Here is a 19415-nt window from a genome sequence, read left to right on the forward strand (position 1 = left end):
AATGTCCTCCGGCCTTCGGCCTCCCCCCTTGATTTCGCTGCGCAAGGCACCCCATCGGCGTGATCGTTGGAAAGAGCAGTCGTTGATCAGCGGTATACCCAGAGCGTGCCCAGGTGCACAGGGCATCGGGTGCTCCCCGCAGCGAAATCAAGGAGGAGGCGAAGCCGGGGGACATTCGCGGAGGGGAGTACCCGGTGGCCCGTGCACGCGCCCCGAACAAAGGCGCCCCGAATGCCTTCGCTAGACGGCTCGCTTGTGCCGCCCGATACACACGTCGAGTGTTTCGCTGCCAGGCCGCTGCCACCAGTCGAGATTCGAGAAGATCTCGACCTCGCTGAATCCCGCGAAGCCCGCGTCCTCGACCCAGCCGCGGATCTTCTTCAGTTCGACCACGCCGTCGCCCATCATCCCGCGGTCGCTCAGCAGGTCGCGCGTGGGCGTGAGCCAGTCGCAGACGTGATAGGCCAACAGGCGCTCGCGGCCGGCGCGCGCGATCTGCTGCTGCAGCTTCGGATCCCACCAGACGTGATAGATGTCGAGCGCCACGCCCAGCATGCCGCTCTTGCCCGCATCGAGCTCGTCGCAGATGTCGAGCGCGTGTTCGAGCGTGTTGATGCAGGCACGGTCGGCCGCCTGCATCGGGTGCAGCGGCTCGATGGCCAGCGGCATGCCGACTTCGCGCGCGTATTCGAGCGATGCGGCGATGCCGTCGCGCACCTCGCCGCGTGCACGGGCGATGTCCTTGTAGGCGGCCTTGCCCTCCAGCGCGCCGGGCAGGGCGCCGACCACCAGCACGAGGCAGGGTGCATCGAGCGTTCTGGCTTCGTCGATGGCGCGGCGGTTGTCGTCGAGCGCGGCCTGGAGGCCCGCTGCATCGGCCGCCGGAAAGAAGCCGCCGCGGCAGTAGCCCGAAAGGCCGATGCCGTGCGCCTTCAGCTGCTTTGCGACCTTGTCGAGCCCGACGGCCGCCACCTGGTCGCGCCAGGGGCTGATCGCGCGGATGCCGCGTTCGGCGCACTGGTCGATGATCCGGTCCAGCGGCACCTCGGCGCCCGACTGCTTGCGGATGGTCGCGGTGTTGATCGACAGCCAGTCGTGGTTCTGCGAGAAATCGCGCATGGTCAGTGCCCGCCCGGCCGCCCGAAGGGCACGGAGCGCCCCCTGGGGGGGCAGCGATACACGAAGTGATGAGCGTGGGGGCGCATGACTAGCCTTCCACGCCGTGCAGCGCAAGCAGCGTCTTCATGCGCTGAACGGCAAGCTCCGGCTGCTCCAGCAGGTTGGCCGCATCGGCCAGGCGGAACAGCTCGGCGAAGTGCTGCAGCGAGCGCGTGCTCTGCTGGCCGCCCACCATCGTGAAGTGGTTCTGGTGGCCGTTGAGCCAGGCCATGAACACCACGCCGGTCTTGTAGAAGCGCGTGGGCGCCGCAAAGATGTGGCGCGACAGCGGCACCGTGGGGCCGAGGATCGCGTGGAACTTGTCGGTATCGCCCTGGGCCAATGCGCCCAGTGCAGCGCTTGCCGCGGGTGCGATGGCGTCGAAGATGCCGAGCAGCGCGTCGCTCTGGCCATGCGTCGGCTCGCTACCGAAGCTGTCGCCGGCGATCAGCTCGGCGTAGTTGAAGTCGTCGCCGGTGTACATGCGCACGCCCTTGGGCAGACGCCGGCGCATCGCGATTTCCTTGTCCTTGTCGAGCAGCGAGATCTTGATGCCGTCGACCTTGTGCGGATGAGCGGCAATGACGGCGAGCGCCGTGTCCATGGCTGCATCGACTTCCTTGCTGCCCCAGTAGCCCGCGAGCGCCGGGTCGAACATGTCGCCGAGCCAGTGCAGCACCACGGGCTGCTTCGCCTGGCGCAGGATGCGGTCGTACACGCGCTCGTAGTCGGCGGGGCTCTTCGCCACCCGGGCCAGCGCGCGGCTCGCCATCACGATCAGCTTGCCGCCGAGCGCCTCGATGGCGGCCATCTGCTCTTCATAGCCGCGGATCACGTCGTCGACGCTCCTCACCTCGTCGATGTTCAGGTGGTCGGTGCCGCAGCCCGAGGCGACCAGCGCGCCCGGCACGTCCTTGGCCGCATCGAGCGAGCGGCGGATCAGCTCGAGCGAGGTCGGCCAGTCCAGGCCCATGCCGCGCTGCGCCGTGTCCATGGCCTCGGCCACGCCCAGGCCCAGCGAGAACAGGTGGCGCCGGTAGGCGATGGTGGTGTCCCAGTCGACCGCGCACTGCAGCCACGGGTCGACCGCCGCGAGCGGGTCGGCCACCACGTGCGCCGCAGAGTAGGCGATGCGGTTGAACTTCACGCCCGCATCGGGCTTCACCGGCGCGGTGCCGCGCAGGGCGTAGGGCGCGAGCGAGCCGCTCGCGATGGGAAGGGTCAGCGAAAGTGCCATGCTGCCTGCCTCAGACCTTCAGCGCGGGCACATCGACCCAGCGTCGGTCCTTCCACGACTCCAGCGCGGCCTCGACCAGCTGCACGCCCTTGGCGCCTTCGGGCAGCGTCCACTTGTAGGGCTCGTTCTCGACCACGTGGCGAATGAAGTGCTCCCACTGGATCTTGAAGCCGTTGTCGTAGACCTGCGAATCCGGGATCTCCTGCCACTGGTCGAAGAAGTTCATCGTCTGCTTCTCGTCCGGGTTCCAGATCGGGCGCGGCGTGGCCACGCGCGACTGGGCGCGGCAGCTCGACAGGCCCGCCACGGCCGAGCCGTCGGTGCCGTCCACGTGGAAGGTCACGAGGTCGTCGCGGCGCACGCGCGTGACCCAGCTCATGTTGATCTGCGCGATCACCGGCTCGCCGTTGTGGCCGGTGAGCTCGCAGGTGGCGTAGGCCGCGTCGTCGGCGGTGGCCTCGTAGGGCTTGCCGGCTTCGTCCCAGCGCTTGGGAATGTGGGTGGCACCAATGCACGAGACCGACCTCACTTCGCCGAACAGGTTGTCCAGCACGTAGCGCCAGTGGCACATCATGTCCAGGATCATGCCGCCGCCGTCTTCCTTGCGGTAGTTCCAGCTCGGGCGCTGGATGGGCTGCAGGTCGCCCTCGAACACCCAGTAGCCGAACTCCAGGCGCACGCTGAGCATGCGGCCGAAGAAGCCGGCGCGGCGCAGCATGTCGAGCTTGCGCAGGCCCGGCAGGAAGAGCTTGTCCTGCACGGCGCCGTGTTTCAGGCCGGAGCTTTCGGCCAGGCGCGCGATCTCCACCGCTTCGTTCAGGTTGGTGGCGATCGGCTTCTCGCAGTAGACGTGCTTGCCGGCGCGGATGGCCTTGGCCAGCAGCGTGGGGCGCATCTGCGTGGTGCCGGCGTCGAAGAAGATCGTGTCGTCGGGGTTCGCGAGTGCGGCGTCGAGGTCGGTGCCCCAGCGCGCGATGCCGTGCTTCTTCGCGAGTGCTTCCATCTTCTCGGCGTTGCGGCCGACGAGGATCGGGTCGGGCATGACCATGTCGCCGTTCGACAGCGTCACGCCGCCTTGGGCGCGGATCGCGCAGATGGAGCGGATCAGATGCTGGTTCATGCCCATGCGTCCGGTGACGCCGTGCATGATGATTCCTAGACGTTGGGTGGCCATCGTTTTCTTCCTTGGGATGCGAGAGAGAGTCAGAGAGAAGGGTGCTTCAGTAGACGGAACGCATGGCGTCCCACGAGATGCCGGCGCCGGGCTTGCCGGTGGCAAAGCCGGGCGCGGTGGCGAGCGACGACAGATCGAGCTGTCCGCCGCGGATGGCGAGGCGCACGGCGCCGTCGCTCAGTTCGTAGAGACCGGGGTGCAGCTTCAGCAAGGCCCGCTGCTCCGCCTCGGGCACGGCCGCGAGGCCGTTGACGTAGTGGTGTCCGTTGCGTTCGACGTGCGAGAGGCCGAGCCAGCCGACGAGCGCGAGGTCCTGCTGGACGCCGATGCCGGCCTGCATGGTCAGGTCTTCGCCGGAGAGGAAATGGCGCGCGGTGCCTTCCGCAGCGTTCCAGTGTGCGCAGCGCGCCGCGTTGACGACCGACTTGTAGAAGCCCTTGCAGCTCTTGCTCGATACGCCCGTGTAGCCGAGCGTGCGGGCCTGTACGAAGGCGTCCAGCGTGGCGTCGGATTCGTCGATCAGCAGCGGGATGCGCTTGCCCAGCGCCGACACGCTGCGCGCCAAGGCGGCATCGCGGCGGATCGGCTGTTCGACGAAGACCGTCTTCTGCGCGAGCTTCCACAGCATGGGCGTCGACAGCATGCGGTCGAGAAAGACACCGAAGGCGTCCGCGTCGGCGTACTGCTCGTTGCCGTCGAGCGTCACGAGTTGCGCGTGGCCGTCGATCACGCGGGCGATGCGTTCGAGGCGATCGATGTCCTGCGCGGTGTTGCCGCAGAGCTTGAGCTTGAAATGCGTGAGGCCGTAGCGGTGCACTGCCGCGGCAAGTGTGGTGGGCAGTCCGTCCGTGGGCGCGTCGGGTAGCGCATCGCTGTCGTCGATGGCGTCGGCCAGGCCGACCGTGTGGCGCGCCGCGATGCTTGCGCGCGGCGACTGGCAGGCCAGGAAGCCGGGCATGTCGAAGTCGGCGAGGTCATCGGCCAGCCCGCTGCCTGCGATGTCGATGCCGCACAGATTGGCGCTCATCGCCGAGGCGAAGCTGGCACCCGTGTGCAGGCACAGCGCGTCGAGCAGGGCGCGGTCGATCAGGGCGGGGCCGTAGCTCGCCACCAGTGCCTGCAGGCCCCTGGCCCGGGCACTGGCCTGCAGTGCGGCATAGTTCGACGCGAAGTGCGTCCACGCGGTTTGTGCATCGTCTTCGGCCGCATAGGCGTCGCGTGCATCGCGCAGCGCAAAGCGCAGCTGCTCGAAGTTCTGTTCGTTGGTGAGCACCGGGTTCTTGTCGAACCACTTGGGCACCATCATCTCGGCGGCGCAGCCCTCGGCCGTGCGGCCGTCGGGGAAGCGAATGCGGGCCTTCGCATAGACCTGCGGGCAGGCCGTGACGGTGGCGGCGCCGAAGCGGAACGGCAGCCTCAGCGCCACGTCGCGCTCGGCAAACCGGATCTCTTCGATATGGAAACGGGGCGCGTCCATGGCTCGCAATCAGTGGTCCAGGATGCCCTGCGAGAAGAAATGTGCGCGCACGACCTTCGTGTACGCGCCGAACTCGGCCGAGGCCATCATGTCGAGCGTGCGCGGGCGCGGCAGATCGATGTCGTAGACGGCGGCAATCGAACCGGGACGCTCGCTCATCACGATCACGCGGTCCGAGAGAAAGATGGCTTCGGGAATGCTGTGGGTGATCAGCATCACGGTCTTCCTCGACGCCATCCAGATGCGCTGCAGCTCGAGATTCATCTTCTCGCGCGTCATCGCGTCGAGTGCGCCAAAGGGCTCGTCCATCAGCAGCACCGACGGGTCGTGCAGCAGTGCGCGGCAGATCGACGCGCGTTGCTGCATGCCGCCCGAGAGCTGCCACGGGTACTTGCCCTCGAAGCCCTTGAGACCCGCCATCTCCATCAATTCGCGCGCCCGGGCCTGGGAGGCAGCCTTGGGCAGGTGGCGCATCTCGGCCTGCAGCAGGATGTTGTCTTCCACGCTGCGCCAGGGCAGCAGCACCGCGCTCTGGAACACGATGCCCACGTCCTTCTGCGGGCCCTTGATCGGCTTGCCGGCCAGCGTGAGTTCGCCGCCGCTGATCGGCAGCAGGCCCGCCACCATCTTGAGCAGCGTGCTCTTGCCGCAGCCCGAAGGGCCGACGACGGAGACGAACTCGCCCTCCCGGATGGCGAAGTCGAGCGGCTTCAGCGACTCGACCGGGCCGTCCTTGCTTTGGTACGTTTTCGAGACGCCGCGCGCTTCGATCAGGTTGACTTGGGACATGGAGTGCGTGAGGGGTGACGGGATGCGAGCGCGCGAGGACCGGGAATCAGTTCGGAAGGAAGTCCAGGGTCACATAGTCCTCGGGCTTGCCGCGCGTCGAGGCATCCATGCCGCCGTACTGCACCAGCAGGTCGAGCGAGTCGTTCACGTTCTTCATCGCCACGCGGAACGGCCGCTGGTTCGCCGTCTCCTTCGTGTGATAGAGCGCCGTGCTCTGCTTCATGCCGACGATCAGCGTGTCGCGCACGCCAGCCTTGGGGTTCGCCTTGAGCATCGCGTCGACCGCGGCCTCGGGGCTCTTCTCGGCGGCTTCGGCGGCCTTGGTGGAGGCGCGCATGAAGCGCTTCACCAGGTCGGGGTTCTCGGTCAGCAGGTTCTTGTTGGCGATGATTCCGGAGCTGATCTGGTTCACGCCCGAGTCGGCAAAGCGGATCGGCGTCACGGGCTTGCCGGTGGCGTCCTGCAGCTTGATGGCCTGGTCCATCACGTAGCCCAGCAGCAGGTCGGCCTGGCCATTGGTCACCGCATTGAGCTTGGTCTGGGCGTCGCCCGAGACAATCTTCACCTGGTCGGCCGTGATGTTGTTGGCCTTCAGGAACAACGGCCACATCTGCGACATCGAGTCGCCGGGCGTGACGGCCACGGTCTTGCCGACGATGTCCTTCGGCGTCTTGATGTTCTTCTCGGTGAAGCCCATGACCGACATCGGGCTCACCTGGAACAGCACGCCGGTCGACTTGAGCGGCGCGCCCTTGGCGGCGGCCTTGATCATGGTCGTGACGTCGATGTAGCCGAAGGTGGCCGACTTGGCGGCCACCGCCTGCGCGGTGACGGCGGAGCCGCGGCCTTCCTGGATCTCGAGGTCGATGCCTTCGTCGGCATAGAAGCCCTTCTCCCTGCCGAGGAAGAAGGGCGCGTGCTCGCTGTAGAGGTACCAGTTGAGCATCAGCGTGACCTTGTCCCTGGGCTTGTCGGCCTGGGCATGGGCGGGCGCAATCGCGAACGTGGCCAGCGCCGTGACGGCGAGCGCGAGCATCGAGGGAAGCAGTTTCTTCATGGCGGTTGTCTCCGGGGGTTTTGTAGCTATGGCGAGGGAACTCATTGCACGTGGCGCTGCGAGGCGTGCCACGGAATCATCACGCGCTCGACCAGGTCGACCGCGACGAAAAGGATCACGCCGATGCTCGACAGCACCACGAGCGCGGCGAACATGAGCGGCAGGTCGAAGTTGCCGTTGGCGACCTGCAGCACGTAGCCGATGCCCGAGTTGGAGCCGACGAACTCGCCGACCACCGCACCCACGACCGCCAGCGTCACCGACACCTTCAAGCCGCTGAAGATTGCGGGCATGGCTTGCGGCAGGCTGATCTTGAAGAAGGTCTGCAGGCGGCTCGCGCCCATCGAACGGGCCAGGTCGAGCATGTCGGGCTCGACCGACTTGAAGCCCATCACCGTCGACACCACCACCGGAAAGAAGCCCAGCAGGAAGGCGCTGATCACCTTGGGCAGGATGCCGAAGCCGAACCACACCACGAACAGCGGCGCTATCGCCACCTTGGGGATGCTCTGCGAGAACACCAGCAGCGGGTACACGTACGACTCGACCAGACGCGAGTAGGCGATGACCATCGCGATCGGAATGCCGATGAGGATCGTCAGGCCGAAGCCGCCGAGCGTGGCGAGCGTGGTCTTCCAGCTTTCGGCGAGCAGGTGCGGCCATTCGGCAACGAGCTGCTTCACCACCTCCCACGGCGGTGGAATCAGGTAGGCCGGAATCCTGAAGAGCCGGATCGTCAGGTCCCACAGCACCAGCAGCAACAGGATCAGCAGGAACGGGCGCAGGGCCGGAGAGAGCAGGAGCTTGCGGAGCATGAAGACGACTCGGGACTTTTCGGAAGGCTTACTGTTGGACCGAGAGGCCCGCGGCCTTCACGAGCTGGGCATTGCTCGCGATCTCTTCCTTGATGTGGGCGTCGAACTGCTCGGGCTTGAGCGTCCAGGCATCGGCGCCGAGCTTTGCGAAGCGCTCCTTCACCTCGGGCGTGGCCAGCGCCTTCGCCACTTCGTCGTGCAGGCGGTTGACGATGTCGCGCGGCGTCTTGGCGGGCGCCATCATCCCGATCCAGAAGTTGAACTCGGAGCCGGGCACGCCGGCTTCGGTGGTGGTGGGCACGTCGGGCAGGGCGGCGGCGCGCCTGGGCGAGCCGACGGCGAGCGCGAGCAGCTGGCCCTCCTTGATCTGGCCGATCACCGGGGCAATGGGCGAGAAGTAGTAGTCGACACGGCCCGAGAGCACCTCGGTGACGGCCTCGCCCGATCCCTTGAAGGGGATGTTGGTGGCGTCTATCTTCGCGGCCATCTTGAACTTCTCGGCGTTCAGGTGCGTGGCGCTGCCCTGGCCGGCCGACGCGAAGTTCATGCTGCCGGGCTTGGCGCGTGCTGCGGCCAGCAGCTGCGGCAGCGTCCTGATGTTCTTCGACGGCGAAATGACGAGCGCGTTGGGCAGCGACGAGATCGGCGTCACGCCCGCGAAGTCGCCCACCGTGTCGAACGGCAGCTTGGCGAAGGTCGACGGGCTCACCGTGTGCGACGACGAGTGGATCATGACCGTGTAGCCGTCCGGCGCGGCCGTGGCCACGGCCTGCTGGCCGATGGTGCCGCTGGCGCCTGCGCGGTTGTCGATGATCAGCGCCTGGCCCATGCTCGCGCCCATCTTGTCGGCGATGGCGCGGGCAATGATGTCGGTGGTGCTGCCGGCCGCGAACGGAACGATCACGCGGATCGGCTTGGTGGGGTAGCCGTTCTGCGCGGATGCGAGGCCCGGCAGCAAGGCGGCCAGGCAGGTGAGCGCCGTGAGGGCGGTGGTGCGTGCGAGTTGCTTCATGGTCGGTTGTCTCCGCGCGGTCGGGCCGCTGTCTCGATCGATCAATTCACCAATAAGTGAATTAGCGATTCTAGGAACGGCTGCGCCGCAGCGTCAATCGCCGCTGCCTAGTGAATACCCGGAGAAGGTCTGGAAAGGCTGCAGGGGCCTGCAGGCTCAGTGAAGGACGTAGCCCAGGACCAGGTCGGTCATGTGCGAGAGGCGTTGCGCCATCGCCTTGGGTGCGCGCAGGTCACGCCCGAAGATGGCCGAGAGCGTGTGGTTGTTCGAGAGATAGAAGTAGCACAGCGACGCGATCGAGATGTAGAGCTGCACCGGGTCCACCCCGGCACGGAACAGCTTGTCGCGCCGGCCCCGCTCGAGCACGGTGTCCAGCATCTGCACCAGCGGCGAGTTCATTTCCTGGATCCGTTCGGAACGCTTCAGGTGCGCGGCGCAGTGCAGGTTCTCGCTGTTCAGCAGCGTGATGAACTCGGGGTGCTCGAGGTAGTAGTGCCAGGTGAACGAGACCAGCTGGCGAATGGCCTCGACCGGATCGATCTCGTCCAGGTGCAGCCGCTGCTCCGCCTCGCGGATGTCGGCGTAGGTGCGTTCGAGCACTGCCAGGAACAGGTCGTCCTTGCTGCCGAAGTAGTAGTAGATCAGGCGCTTGTTCAGGCCCGCGCGCTCGGCGATGCTGTCCATGCGCGCGCCGGCCAGGCCGCGCTGGGCAAACTCGTCGCGTGCCGACGCAAGGATGGCCAGTTGCGAGCGGTCGGCGTCGCGCGAACGCGGCTCGATCGTTTCGGGCAAGGAATCCTTGGTGGCCTTCATGGCGCGAATTTAACCATTTGGTGAATTAACGCAAGACGTTGGGAGCGGGCGCACATAATTGCCGGAGACATTGCAGCTGAGGTTCGACTTCCCATGAGTACATCACAACCCGCCGGCCACCTGATCGTCGAATGCCTGGTCGAGCAGGGCATGGAGATCGCGTTCGGCGTGCCCGGCGAGAGCTTTCTGGCGGTGCTCGACGGCTTTCATGCGTATCGCGAGCGGGCCCGCTTCATTGTCAACCGGCAGGAGGGCGGCGCAGCCTTCATGGCGGAGGCGCACGGCAAGCTCACGGGGCGCCCGGGCGTGTGCTTCGTGACGCGCGGGCCGGGAGCCACCAACGCGTCGATCGGCGTGCACACCGCGTTCCAGGATTCGACGCCGATGGTGCTGTTCGTCGGCGACGTCGGCAGCGACTTCCGCGACCGCGAAGCGTTCCAGGAGGTGGACTACGGCAGCTTCTTCGGGCCGGGCACCAAGGGCTTTGCCAAGCGCGTGGAGCGCATCGATGACGCGAACCGCATTCCCGAATACGTGGCGCGCGCCTTTGCCACGGCGATGAACGGCCGGCCGGGGCCGGTGGTGCTGGTGCTGCCGGAAGACATGCTGCGCAGCCAGACCGCGGCGCGGCCGCTCAAGCGCGTGGAGGCGGTCCAGCCGTGGAGCGACCCGGGCGCATTGCGCACGCTGCGCGAGCTGCTGCTGAAGTCGCAGCGGCCGCTGGTGATCGCGGGCGGCGGTGGCTGGACGGCGCAGGCCGCGCAAGCACTGCAGCGCTTTGCCGAAAACTGGCGGCTGCCGGTGGCCAATGCCTTTCGCTTCCAGGATACCTTCGACAACGGCCATCCGCTGTACGCGGGCGACGTCGGCATCGCGATCAATCCGAAGCTCGCGCAGCGCGTGAAAGACAGCGACCTGATCATCGCCATCGGCCCGCGGCTGGGCGAGATGACCACCGGCGGCTACACGCTGCTCGAAGCGCCCAAGGCCAGGCAGACGCTGGTGCATATCCATGCAAGCGCCGAGGAGCTCAACCGCGTCTACCAGGCCGACCTGGCCATCAACGCCGGCATGAGCGCCGCTGCGCGCAGCCTGGAGGTGCTGAGCGCGCCCAACACCCTGCCGTGGGAAGAGTGGGCGGTTCAGGCCCATGCGGACTACGAGGCGAACCTCGAGCCGCAGGCGCTCGCCGGCATGCCGGCCGAAACGCCGCGCGGCCCGGTCGACATGGCGGAGGTCGTCGCACTGCTGCAGAAGCACCTGCCGCCGGATGCGGCCATCACCAACGGCGCCGGCAACTTCGCGAGCTGGGTGCACCGCTACTTCCGCTACCACGGGCTTGCAAAGGGCCACAAGACGCAGCTGGCGCCCACCAGCGGCGCCATGGGCTATGGCGTGCCGGCGGGCATCGCGGCCAACCTGGCCACGGGCCGGGTGGCCTTCACCATCGCGGGCGACGGCGATTTCCTGATGACCGGGCAAGAGCTCGCGACCGCTTCGCAGCACGGAGGCAAAAGCATCATCGTGCTGCTGAACAACGGCATGTTCGGCACCATCCGCATGCACCAGGAGCGGGAGTATCCAGAGCGCGCCAGCGGCACCGCGCTGCGCAACCCCGACTTCTGCGGCCTCGCGCGGGCCTACGGCTACGCGGCCGAGCGCGTGACGGAAACCGCGCAGTTCGAAGCCGCGCTGCTGCGCGCGCTGGCGGCCGATACGGGCACGCTGATCGAGATTCCGCTCGATCCTGAGGTGATCACCACGCGCGGCACGCTCGCGTCGATCACGCGTGCCGCGCAGCGGCAGGCGCAGGGCTGAGCGCCGCGCGATGACGGGCCACCTCGTCGCGCAGGGTGGGCGAGCGCAGTTCGAACACCTCGAAGAGGCCCAGTGCCTCAAGGACGGGCAGCAGGGCGATCAGGTCGCGCTCAGCAGCCTGCTTCGCATCGGCGGATGCGCTCGGGTCCTGCAGCAGTTGCGCGTTGACGAGGAAGGCGCCGACCGAGCCCTTGCGCAACCGCAGTCCGTTCCGGGTGACGAAATCCTGTCCGTCGGGCAATACATCCTGAGCTTGCATGAGCGTTCCTTTGAAGGCGTTGAGAAGATGGACTCGATGCTAGGCAACGGTGCGTTTTGCGACTTGCGGCAGGGGGCCAATCGATACCTCCGGCGGGCCAGGCATGACGGCTGAGACGCCGGTCAAGCTCTGGATCAATGCCTCCGAGGCGCCGCGCGTCACGGGCTATCACGCCCATGAGGACGGCCAGCTGTTCGCCCTGCGCGAGGGCTTGCAAGTCATCGAGACGCCCTCGGGGCGCTGGGTGCAGCCGCCTGGCTGGATCGGCTGGATCGCGCCGCGCTGCGCGCACGCGGCGCAGAGCTTCGGCGCCACCGCGGGCTGGAGCCTGCATATCGACGCGGCGATGGTGGCCGGCTTGCCGGGCGAGCCGCATGTGTTTGGCACGACGCCGCTGACGCAGGCGCTGGTCGACCGGCTGACATCGCTCGATGCGTCGGCGGCGGCCTTCGAGGAGCGTCGCGCGCGGCTGGTCGGTGTGTTGCTGGACGAACTCGCCGCGAGCGCCAGGCCGTCACTTCATTTGCCGATGCCGCAGGACAGGCGCCTGGGGGCGATGGCCGCGGCGCTGGCGAACGACCCCGCGCTGCCCGACACCATCGACCGGTGGGCCGATCGCATCGGCATGGCGCGCAGGACGCTCACGCGGCGCTTTGCTGTCGAGACCGGATTGAGCTTCGCGCAATGGCGACAGCAGTCTCGCCTGCTGAAAGCCATCGAGCTTCTGAGCCTTGGCGAGGCGGTGACGACCGTGGCGTTGACGGTCGGCTACAGCTCGGTGAGCGCGTTCATCGAGACGTTTCGCAAGAACTTCGGCTGCACGCCAGCGCGTTTCTTCGAGGAGGGAATGGCCTTGCCGCAGACGAAAAAAAAGCCGGCATGAGCCGGCTTTTTGATTCAGGAGCGCGAGGCCCCCGAGCGCTTACTTGACGTGCTTGCCGATCAGCGCGGCCAGTTCGAACATCGACACTTGCGGCTTGCCGAAGATTTCCTTCAGCTTGGCGTCGGCGTTGATGTTGCGCTTGTTGGCCTTGTCCTGAAGGTTGTTCTTCTTGATGTAGTCCCACAGCTTGCTCACGACTGCGGTGCGCGGCAGAGGCGTCGAGCCCACAACGGCGGCGAGTGCCGGGCTGGGGGTCAGGGCCTTCATGAACGCGGCGTTGGGCGTGCGCTTCTTGGCGGGAGCGGCCTTCTTTGCAGGAGCCTTCTTCGCCGGTGCAGCCTTCTTCGCAGGAGCCGCAGCCTTCTTTGCGGGCGCAGCCTTCTTGGCCGGTGCGGCCTTCTTCGCAGGAGCCGCAGCCTTCTTCGCGGGAGCGGCCTTCTTTGCCGGAGCTTTCTTGGCCGGAGCCTTCTTTGCAGTTGCCATGGTTGATTTCCTTTTTGGTTAAACAGTCACCAATGAAAAACTTGCGTCTCCAGTGGCATTGCGGATGCTAAAGGAGAAAAAACGCGTTTCCAAGGGAAAAAGAGCTTTTTTCATTGGGAGTTGTTGTTTTTTCAGAGGGGAGAACCCCCGGTTTTCAGCTTCGGCGTGCGGGCCAGGTCGCCAGCACCACGCCAACGAGCGCAAGAGCGAACGCAAGCAGCTGCGCCGCAGAGAGGCTTTCACCGAGCACCAGCACGCCCACGAGGGCCGCGCTCACGGGCAGCATCACGGCAAAAACACCGGCCTGCGCAGCAGGCACGTGGCGCAGTCCGGTCATCCAGAGCCACACGGTCCAGATGCTCGCGGCAAGCGCATAGGCCACGAGCAGCGCCCAGGTGCCCAGGCGCACCGCCGAGAAGTCGAACTGCAGTGCGAACCAGATGCCGAAGGGCATCGACAGCACGAAGCCCCAGAGATTGATGAGCGAGGAAATCCGCTTGGGGCCGAGATGGCCGGTGAGCGACTTGCCGATCACCGCGTAGGCGGTTTCGCAAAGCACCGCGCAGAAGACGAGCAGGTTGCCGAGCCAGGGCATCGAAGGCGGCGCAGTACCGTTGCCTGTGGCCGGGGCGTGCGCCGGCGCGAGGGCCAGCAGCCCGATGCCGAGCGCAGCGCAGCCGATGGCAAGGCCGATGCGCACCGTGATGCGCTCGCGCAGGAAGAGCCAGCTCGCGACCGCCACGGCCGCCGGGATGGAAGCCATGATCACCCCGGCGGACACCGCGCTCGTCAGGCTCACGCCGAACAGCATGCAGATCGAGAACAGGAAGTTGCCGAGGAACGATTCGAGAAAGACCAGCCCGCGCGTGCGCCCGCTCATGGGCGGTTCGCCCGGTGCGCGCCGCAGCCAGTGCGGCATGGCGAGCGCGGCGATGCCGAAGCGCAGCCAGGCGAGCAGCAGCACCGGAAAGGCCGCCACCAGCGGCTTGGAAAGGGCGACGTAGCCGCCGACGAGCGACATGCTCAGGGCCAGGCAACCATAGGCCAGCAGGCGACTGGCGGGAGCAGCGGTGTTCAATAGACTGGACGGCTTGTTGGAACGATGGATTCGATGATGCCCCAATCCCCCGAGTCCGATGGCGTGCCGGACACGCACGCGCGGCGCCACGTCTTTGTCTACGGCACCCTGCGCCGCGGCGGGCGCAACGACATCGCACGCTACAGGCCTGCGCCGGTCCACGTGGCCGACGCGACCATTGCTGCCACGCTGTACGACCTGGGCGCCTATCCCGGCGCAGTGCTGGGCGGGCAGGGGCGCATCGTCGGCGAGATCTACCGCATCGCGCCCCAGGTGGAGGCCGCGCTCGATCGGCTCGAGGAAGTTGCCGACGACGATTCCGGGGAATACATCCGCCGCCGCGTGACCGTGGAAGCGGGCGCGCAGCGGTTCGAGTGCCTGGTCTACGAGATCCACCCCGCGCGCATCGAAGGGCGCGCGGTGATCGATGGCGGCGACTGGATGGCGCACGCCGCCGCCAGGTGAGCCGCCGTTCTTTTCGGCGCTTCGTTTTCACACCTGAAAGATCGATTGCACATTGCGAAAAGTGCGGCTGCTGCGGCGCAATATTTTTTCTCAATATGAGAAAAATAATTTTGTATTGAGAAATGTCTCTGTAAGTTGTTGATTTTTATGGCTTAAAAATATGTCTTCTATAAGACATAAGAGTCTGGCTTCGGTTTAGAGTAACTCCACGGCCGCAGCGCCTATCCTTTTCAATCAACCTCACGGAGTGACCATGCCCCAGACCCTCACCGAACAATTGAGCCGCGAACAGCAAATTGCAGCCCTCGAGAAAGAATGGGCCACCAATCCCCGCTGGAAGGGCATCAAGCGCGGCTACAGCGCCGCCGACGTCGTGCGCCTTCGCGGCTCCTTCCCCATCGAGCACACGCTCGCGCGCCGCGGCGCCGAGAAGCTCTGGGAGCTGGTGAACAACGAGCCCTACGTCAATTGCCTCGGTGCGCTCACGGGCGGCCAGGCCATGCAGCAGGTGAAGGCCGGCGTGAAGGCCATCTACCTGTCGGGCTGGCAGGTTGCCGCGGACGCCAACACCTACTCGTCGATGTATCCCGACCAGTCGCTGTACCCGGTGGACTCGGTGCCGACCGTGGTCGAGCGCATCAACAACACCTTCCGCCGCGCGGACGAGATCCAGTGGTCGAAGAACGTGAACCCCGGCGACAAGGGCTATGTCGACTACTTCGCGCCCATCGTCGCTGATGCCGAAGCCGGCTTCGGCGGCGTGCTGAACGGCTTCGAACTGATGAAGGCCATGATCAAGGCCGGCGCCGGCGGCGTGCACTTCGAAGACCAGCTCGCCTCGGTCAAGAAGTGCGGCCACATGGGCGGCAAGGTGCTCGTGCCCACCACCGAGGCCGTGCAGAAGCTCATCGCCGCGCGCATGGCTGCCGACGTCTGCGGCACGCCGACGCTCGTGATTGCCCGCACCGACGCCGAAGCCGCCGACCTCATCACCAGCGACTACGACGAGAACGACAAGCCTTTCCTCACCGGTGAACGCACCGCCGAAGGCTTCTACAAGACCAAGAAGGGCATCGACCAGGCCATCAGCCGCGCCATTGCCTACGCCCACTACGCCGACCTGGTGTGGTGCGAAACCGGCACGCCCGACCTCGAGTTCGCCAAGCGGTTTGCCGACGCGGTGCACAAGGTGCACCCCGGCAAGATGCTGGCCTACAACTGCTCGCCGTCCTTCAACTGGAAGAAGAACCTCGATGACGCGACCATCGCCAAGTTCCAGAAGGAACTCGGTGCCATGGGCTACAAGTACCAGTTCATCACGCTGGCCGGCATCCACTCGATGTGGTTCAACATGTTCGACCTGGCGCAGGACTACGTCCAGCGCGGCATGTCGGCCTACGTCGAGAAGGTGCAGGAGCCCGAGTTCGCAGCGCGCGATCGCGGTTACACCTTCGTGTCGCACCAGCAGGAAGTGGGCACCGGCTACTTCGACGAAGTGACCACGGTCATCCAGGGTGGCAAGTCCAGCGTCACGGCGCTGACCGGCTCGACCGAAGAAGAACAGTTCCACTGATCCGCTGAATTCGCCAGTACAGACGATTCGCTGTCACCTTCGAGCCCGGCCGAGCGCCGGCCTTTTTTTTGCCTGGCAACCGCCAAGACCTCGCGTCGATAGGCCCGGCGGGCAGAGGATAGAATTGCGGCCTCTGCACCCAACAAGAGCGAGAAAGGCACCTTGGTTATGACACCGCGAACTACTCCGCAAGGATTCAGCGGCTTTTTCTTCGTCTCCGAAGGAAAGGGCCGGTAGCCCGCGCTCGCTGGTTTCTTCCAGCTCCCAAACCAAGCAAAGCGCGGCCAGTCACCGCGCTTTTTGTTTTTTCGCCCGAGGTTTTTCATGATCCAGATCACGCTTCCCGACAACTCGCGCCGCGAGTTCCCCGGCCCGGTTTCGGTGGCCGAAGTTGCCCAGTCCATCGGACCCGGGCTCGCCAAGATGACGGTGGCCGGCAAGATCGACGGCAAGCTCGTCGATGCCAGCGATGTCATCGACCACGACGCCAGGCTCCAGATCATCACGCCCAGGGACGACGAGGGCCTGGAGATCATTCGCCACTCGACGGCCCACCTGGTCGGCCACGCCGTGAAGCAGCTCTATCCGACGGCCCAAATGGTCATCGGGCCCGTGATCGAGGAGGGCTTCTACTACGACATCTCCTACGAGCGCCCCTTCACGCCCGAGGACATGGCCGCCATCGAGGCGCGCATGCGCGAGCTCATTGCGCAGGACTACGACGTGGTCAAGAAGATGACGCCGCGCGCCGAAGTCATCGAGGTCTTCAAGTCGCGCGGCGAAGACTACAAGCTGCGCCTGGTCGAGGACATGCCCGACGAGCAGGCCATGGGCCTGTACTACCACCAGGAATACGTCGACATGTGCCGCGGCCCGCACGTGCCGAACACGCGCTTCCTGAAGGTCTTCAAGCTCACGAAGCTCGCCGGTGCCTACTGGCGCGGCGACGCCAAGAACGAGCAGCTGCAGCGCATCTACGGCACGGCCTGGGCCGACAAGAAGCAGCTCGACCAGTACATCCAGCGCATCGAGGAAGCCGAGAAGCGCGACCACCGCAAGCTCGGCAAGGAGCTCGACCTGTTCCACATCGACGAAGTGGCCCCGGGCGTGGTGTTCTGGCACCCCAAGGGCTGGGCCCTGTGGCAGGCGGTCGAGCAGTACATGCGCGGCATCTACCGCGACACGGGCTACTGGGAAGTGAAGGGCCCGCAGATCCTCGACAAGAGCCTGTGGGAGAAAACGGGCCACTGGCAGAACTACCGCGACAACATGTTCACGACGGAGTCGGAAAAGCGCGAGTACGCGCTCAAGCCGATGAACTGCCCGGGCCATGTGCTCATCTTCAAGAGCGACCTGCGCAGCTACCGCGACCTGCCGCTGCGCTACGGCGAGTTCGGCCAGTGCCACCGCAACGAACCCAGCGGCGCGCTGCACGGCATCATGCGCGTGCGCGGCTTCACGCAGGACGACGGCCACATCTTCTGCACGGAAGACCAGATCCTCGAAGAATGCGTGGCCTACACGGCGCAGCTGCAGAAGGTCTATGCCGACTTCGGCTTCACGGACATCCTCTACAAGGTGGCCACGCGCCCCGACAACCGCGTGGGCTCCGACGAGCTCTGGGACAAGGCCGAGCATGCGGTGATGGAAGCGCTGCGCCGTTCGGGCGTCGACTTCATCATCTCGCCCGGCGACGGCGCCTTCTACGGCCCCAAGATCGAATACACGCTGAAGGACGCGCTGGGACGCCAGTGGCAGTGCGGCACGATGCAGGTGGACTTCAACACGGCCGAGCGCCTGGGCGGCGAGTACGTCACGGAAACGAGCGGCCGCGCGCACCCCGTGATGCTGCACCGTGCCATCGTCGGCAGCCTCGAGCGTTTCATCGGCATGCTGATCGAACACCACGCCGGCGCGCTGCCCGCATGGCTCGCTCCGGTGCAGGTGGCGGTGCTCAATATCAGCGAAGGGCAGGCCGACTACGCCGCTTCAGTGGCGAAAACGCTGCAGAATCAAGGGCTTAGGGTTCAGCTCGATCTGCACAACGAGAAGATTACGTATAAAATACGCAAGCATTCGTTGCAAAAGCTTCCCTACATCCTTGTCGTGGGCGACAAAGAGAAGGAAGCTGGTGCCGTCGCAGTGCGCGCCCGGGGCAATCAAGACCTCGGTGCAATGTCCCTCGAATCGTTCGTGCAACGGCTCGTCCAGGATGTTGCTGACAAGCGTTGATTTGTCCCGGAAGCACCCTCATCTGTGTTTCTCGACCAAATCATGCCGCTTGTCCGCGAGGGCTGCCCGGCGTTCGCTACAGATTTTGTAGCAATTTTTGAAGGATTCTGACCATCGCTACTGCATTTCGCGACCGCCGCCACCGCGAGGAACGCCAACACCGCCTGAACCGGGAAATCATGGCCCCGGAAGTCCGCCTTGTAGGCCCGGAAAACGAGCCATTGGGTGTTATGAGTCTCTCCGAGGCCTTGCGCCTTGCCGGTGAGGCTGACGTGGATCTGGTAGAGGTCGTTGCCGCGGCCAATCCGCCCGTCTGCCGTCTGATCGAGTACGGCAAGTTCAAGTACCACGAGCAGAAGAAGGCGGCCGAGGCGAAGTCGAAGCAGAAGGTCATCGAGGTCAAGGAAATCAAGTTCCGCCCCGGTACCGACGATGGCGACTACAACATCAAGATGCGCAATATCCGGCGCTTTCTTGAAGAGGGCGACAAATGCAAGATCACGCTGCGCTTCCGCGGCCGCGAGATCACGCACCAGGAACTCGGTCTGGCGTTGCTGCAGCGAATTCGCGATGAGTTGGGCGACCTGATCGTCGTGGAGCAGTTCCCCAAGCTCGAAGGCCGGCAAATGATCATGATGATCGCGCCGGGCCGCAAGAAGCCGGGTGGCGGTACCGCCAAGCCCGCTTCGTCGGAAACGCCGGCGCCCGCGGCGGCCTGAAAAGGCTGGCTGGGCGACAGAGAGAGCAGGGTTTTAAAGAGTTTCGCCGTTGCCGGCGCTTCGCAAGAAGGGCAGGCAGGGGCGGAATAAAGAAGTGTCTCGGGGCCAACAAGTCCGTGGAGTATCCGCGGCGCCTCACGAGCACAAACTAAAGGAGCATTCACATGCCCAAAATGAAGACCAAGAGCAGCGCGAAAAAACGTTTCCGCGTTCGTCCCGGTGGCACCGTCAAGCGCGGTCAAGCCTTCAAGCGTCACATCTTGACGAAGAAGACCACCAAGAACAAGCGTCACCTGCGTGGTGCAGTCGCAGTGCATGAGACCAACATGGTTTCTGTCGCCGCCATGCTGCCCGGCCGTGGCATTTAACTCAG

General features: G+C 65.6%; 19 protein-coding genes. 7 read left to right on the top strand and 12 right to left on the bottom strand.

Annotated features, from left to right (window positions below):
• Positions 1–240 precede the first annotated feature (240 nt).
• The 9 genes from VAPA_RS09620 to VAPA_RS09660 form a co-directional block, all read right to left on the bottom strand.
• Entirely contained in the window at positions 241–1119 is an 879-nt protein-coding gene (locus VAPA_RS09620) for a sugar phosphate isomerase/epimerase family protein (RefSeq protein WP_021006572.1), read from the bottom strand.
• 88 nt (positions 1120–1207) lie between these two features.
• The gene (locus VAPA_RS09625) at positions 1208–2395 is read right to left on the bottom strand and encodes a dihydrodipicolinate synthase family protein (protein WP_021006573.1); all 1188 of its coding nucleotides are present in this window, start codon (positions 2393–2395) and stop codon (positions 1208–1210) included.
• A gap of 10 nt (positions 2396–2405) precedes the next feature.
• Entirely contained in the window at positions 2406–3569 is a 1164-nt protein-coding gene (locus VAPA_RS09630; protein ID WP_021006574.1) for a Gfo/Idh/MocA family protein, read from the bottom strand.
• A gap of 46 nt (positions 3570–3615) precedes the next feature.
• Positions 3616–5046: an enolase C-terminal domain-like protein gene (locus VAPA_RS09635; protein WP_021006575.1), complete on the bottom strand. Its 1431-nt coding sequence runs from the start codon at positions 5044–5046 to the stop codon at positions 3616–3618.
• Between the two features lie 9 nt (positions 5047–5055).
• On the bottom strand, positions 5056–5835 hold the full coding sequence (locus VAPA_RS09640; RefSeq protein ID WP_021006576.1) for an ABC transporter ATP-binding protein: 780 nt from the start codon (positions 5833–5835) through the stop codon (positions 5056–5058).
• Positions 5836–5881: 46 nt separating this feature from the next.
• Positions 5882–6892: an ABC transporter substrate-binding protein gene (locus tag VAPA_RS09645; protein WP_021006577.1), complete on the bottom strand. Its 1011-nt coding sequence runs from the start codon at positions 6890–6892 to the stop codon at positions 5882–5884.
• 41 nt (positions 6893–6933) lie between these two features.
• Positions 6934–7707 (bottom strand): ABC transporter permease, encoded by a 774-nt coding sequence (locus VAPA_RS09650; protein ID WP_021006578.1) that lies wholly within the window; start codon positions 7705–7707, stop codon positions 6934–6936.
• A 28-nt stretch (positions 7708–7735) separates the two neighbouring features.
• Complete coding sequence (locus VAPA_RS09655; protein WP_021006579.1) at positions 7736–8719, bottom strand: tripartite tricarboxylate transporter substrate binding protein; 984 nt, start codon at positions 8717–8719, stop codon at positions 7736–7738.
• Positions 8720–8875: 156 nt separating this feature from the next.
• Positions 8876–9532 carry a TetR/AcrR family transcriptional regulator gene (locus tag VAPA_RS09660; protein WP_021006580.1) on the bottom strand — a complete coding sequence of 219 codons (657 nt, stop codon included), beginning with the start codon at positions 9530–9532 and terminating at the stop codon, positions 8876–8878.
• A 93-nt stretch (positions 9533–9625) separates the two neighbouring features.
• Here VAPA_RS09660 and VAPA_RS09665 point away from each other — a divergent pair, with 93 nt between their 5' ends.
• Positions 9626–11350: a thiamine pyrophosphate-binding protein gene (locus tag VAPA_RS09665; RefSeq protein WP_021006581.1), complete on the top strand. Its 1725-nt coding sequence runs from the start codon at positions 9626–9628 to the stop codon at positions 11348–11350.
• Here VAPA_RS09665 and VAPA_RS33825 read toward each other — a convergent pair.
• Positions 11316–11609 (bottom strand): hypothetical protein, encoded by a 294-nt coding sequence (locus tag VAPA_RS33825; protein ID WP_021006582.1) that lies wholly within the window; start codon positions 11607–11609, stop codon positions 11316–11318. The genes VAPA_RS09665 and VAPA_RS33825 overlap by 35 nt on opposite strands.
• Before the next feature lie 103 nt (positions 11610–11712).
• On the opposite strand from VAPA_RS33825, the gene VAPA_RS09675 reads away from it, so the two are divergent.
• On the top strand, positions 11713–12492 hold the full coding sequence (locus VAPA_RS09675) for an AraC family transcriptional regulator (RefSeq protein WP_021006583.1): 780 nt from the start codon (positions 11713–11715) through the stop codon (positions 12490–12492).
• Positions 12493–12531: 39 nt separating this feature from the next.
• Here the strand turns inward: VAPA_RS09675 and VAPA_RS09680 are convergent, their stop codons facing one another.
• The gene (locus tag VAPA_RS09680) at positions 12532–12975 is read right to left on the bottom strand and encodes an SWIB/MDM2 domain-containing protein (RefSeq protein ID WP_012747003.1); all 444 of its coding nucleotides are present in this window, start codon (positions 12973–12975) and stop codon (positions 12532–12534) included.
• Between the two features lie 154 nt (positions 12976–13129).
• On the bottom strand, positions 13130–14053 hold the full coding sequence (locus VAPA_RS09685; protein WP_021006584.1) for a DMT family transporter: 924 nt from the start codon (positions 14051–14053) through the stop codon (positions 13130–13132).
• A 36-nt stretch (positions 14054–14089) separates the two neighbouring features.
• On the opposite strand from VAPA_RS09685, the gene VAPA_RS09690 reads away from it, so the two are divergent.
• From VAPA_RS09690 to rpmI, 5 genes are all read left to right on the top strand, one after another.
• Entirely contained in the window at positions 14090–14518 is a 429-nt protein-coding gene (locus VAPA_RS09690; RefSeq protein WP_021006585.1) for a gamma-glutamylcyclotransferase family protein, read from the top strand.
• Between the two features lie 253 nt (positions 14519–14771).
• Complete coding sequence (gene aceA, locus VAPA_RS09695; RefSeq protein ID WP_012747006.1) at positions 14772–16091, top strand: isocitrate lyase; 1320 nt, start codon at positions 14772–14774, stop codon at positions 16089–16091.
• Positions 16092–16415: 324 nt separating this feature from the next.
• Positions 16416–18323, top strand: a complete 1908-nt coding sequence (gene thrS, locus VAPA_RS09700; protein ID WP_021006586.1) for a threonine--tRNA ligase — start codon at positions 16416–16418, stop codon at positions 18321–18323.
• 104 nt (positions 18324–18427) lie between these two features.
• Positions 18428–19042 (top strand): translation initiation factor IF-3, encoded by a 615-nt coding sequence (infC, locus tag VAPA_RS09705; RefSeq protein ID WP_080666795.1) that lies wholly within the window; start codon positions 18428–18430, stop codon positions 19040–19042.
• A 164-nt stretch (positions 19043–19206) separates the two neighbouring features.
• The gene (gene rpmI, locus VAPA_RS09710) at positions 19207–19410 is read left to right on the top strand and encodes a 50S ribosomal protein L35 (RefSeq protein WP_007832497.1); all 204 of its coding nucleotides are present in this window, start codon (positions 19207–19209) and stop codon (positions 19408–19410) included.
• Positions 19411–19415 lie beyond the last annotated feature (5 nt).

Origin of the sequence: Variovorax paradoxus B4 (assembly GCF_000463015.1) — a bacterium.
Taxonomy (GTDB): domain Bacteria; phylum Pseudomonadota; class Gammaproteobacteria; order Burkholderiales; family Burkholderiaceae_C; genus Variovorax; species Variovorax paradoxus_E.

Bases quoted from the DNA above. Each gene is read 5' to 3' on its own strand.
- VAPA_RS09655 (WP_021006579.1), bottom strand. From the start codon at position 8,719: ATGAAGCAACTCGCACGCACCACCGCCCTCACGGCGCTCACCTGCCTG.
- VAPA_RS09680 (WP_012747003.1), bottom strand. From the start codon at position 12,975: ATGGCAACTGCAAAGAAGGCTCCGGCCAAGAAAGCTCCGGCAAAGAAG.
- VAPA_RS09630 (WP_021006574.1), bottom strand. From the start codon at position 3,569: ATGGCCACCCAACGTCTAGGAATCATCATGCACGGCGTCACCGGACGC.
- VAPA_RS09650 (WP_021006578.1), bottom strand. From the start codon at position 7,707: ATGCTCCGCAAGCTCCTGCTCTCTCCGGCCCTGCGCCCGTTCCTGCTG.
- VAPA_RS33825 (WP_021006582.1), bottom strand. From the start codon at position 11,609: ATGCAAGCTCAGGATGTATTGCCCGACGGACAGGATTTCGTCACCCGG.
- VAPA_RS09640 (WP_021006576.1), bottom strand. From the start codon at position 5,835: ATGTCCCAAGTCAACCTGATCGAAGCGCGCGGCGTCTCGAAAACGTAC.
- VAPA_RS09660 (WP_021006580.1), bottom strand. From the start codon at position 9,532: ATGAAGGCCACCAAGGATTCCTTGCCCGAAACGATCGAGCCGCGTTCG.
- rpmI (WP_007832497.1), top strand. From the start codon at position 19,207: ATGCCCAAAATGAAGACCAAGAGCAGCGCGAAAAAACGTTTCCGCGTT.
- VAPA_RS09690 (WP_021006585.1), top strand. From the start codon at position 14,090: ATGCCCCAATCCCCCGAGTCCGATGGCGTGCCGGACACGCACGCGCGG.
- VAPA_RS09665 (WP_021006581.1), top strand. From the start codon at position 9,626: ATGAGTACATCACAACCCGCCGGCCACCTGATCGTCGAATGCCTGGTC.
- VAPA_RS09620 (WP_021006572.1), bottom strand. From the start codon at position 1,119: ATGCGCGATTTCTCGCAGAACCACGACTGGCTGTCGATCAACACCGCG.
- VAPA_RS09645 (WP_021006577.1), bottom strand. From the start codon at position 6,892: ATGAAGAAACTGCTTCCCTCGATGCTCGCGCTCGCCGTCACGGCGCTG.
- VAPA_RS09635 (WP_021006575.1), bottom strand. From the start codon at position 5,046: ATGGACGCGCCCCGTTTCCATATCGAAGAGATCCGGTTTGCCGAGCGC.
- aceA (WP_012747006.1), top strand. From the start codon at position 14,772: ATGCCCCAGACCCTCACCGAACAATTGAGCCGCGAACAGCAAATTGCA.
- VAPA_RS09675 (WP_021006583.1), top strand. From the start codon at position 11,713: ATGACGGCTGAGACGCCGGTCAAGCTCTGGATCAATGCCTCCGAGGCG.
- VAPA_RS09625 (WP_021006573.1), bottom strand. From the start codon at position 2,395: ATGGCACTTTCGCTGACCCTTCCCATCGCGAGCGGCTCGCTCGCGCCC.
- thrS (WP_021006586.1), top strand. From the start codon at position 16,416: ATGATCCAGATCACGCTTCCCGACAACTCGCGCCGCGAGTTCCCCGGC.